Source organism: Deinococcus pimensis DSM 21231 (genome assembly GCF_000519345.1).
In the GTDB taxonomy this organism is placed as follows: Bacteria; Deinococcota; Deinococci; order Deinococcales; family Deinococcaceae; genus Deinococcus_A; species Deinococcus_A pimensis.
In genome coordinates this window covers 139,996-140,594 of the sequence record NZ_KI912633.1, presented here as the reverse complement: position 1 = coordinate 140,594, position 599 = coordinate 139,996, and the positions used below count along the sequence as shown (strand labels likewise).

Here is a 599-nt window from a genome sequence, read left to right as displayed (position 1 = left end):
GAAAGCGCGGCAGGCCCGAGCACAGCACGACGAGCGCCACGCCGCCCGCGCCGCCGCCCGACGCGAGGACCGCGAGGGGCAGCGTGACGGTCAGGACGGCGTCCGCGAGCGAGGTGAACGCGAGGCCGAGGAGGTAGCGGCGGAAGTCCGGGGTGAATCCTGCGAGGCGGGTGACGGTCATGCCTCCACGTTCGGCGCACACTACCGAAAATGCCTCAGCTGATTTTGGGTTCGTTCGAGGGGGACTGGTTCGAGGTCCGCACACCCGAGCAGGCGCGGCTCCTGAGCGACCCGGAGTCGCAGCGGCTCCTCGCGCCCTTCATCGGACACGAGCGCAGCGCCTCGGCGGCGGCCGCGGAGATCGGCTGCTCCGTCGAGCGGCTCCTCTACCGCATCCGTCAGTTCGAGCGCGCGGGCCTCCTGCGGGAGGTGCGCCGCGAGCCCCGGCGCGGGCGACCCGTCAGGATCTACCGGGCCGCCGCGGACGGCTTCCTGATCCCCTTCGAGCTCACGCCCTTCGAGGACCACGAGGCCCGCATCCGCCGTCAGCAGGCGCCCACCGACCGCCTGCGCGCCCGCGCGGGCGCCCGGCTCACCCG

Annotated in this window: 1 protein-coding gene and 1 pseudogene; one reads left to right on the top strand and one right to left on the bottom strand. The window is 73.8% G+C overall.

Annotated elements, in window-relative coordinates:
• On the bottom strand, nucleotides 1-181 hold a 181-nt coding region (locus tag DEIPI_RS39015), incomplete at its 3' end, for a hypothetical protein (RefSeq protein ID WP_045233684.1).
• A 29-nt stretch (nucleotides 182-210) separates the two neighbouring features.
• On the opposite strand from DEIPI_RS39015, the pseudogene DEIPI_RS28720 reads away from it, so the two are divergent.
• A pseudogene (locus DEIPI_RS28720) lies at nucleotides 211-599 on the top strand (helix-turn-helix domain-containing protein); the annotation flags it as partial.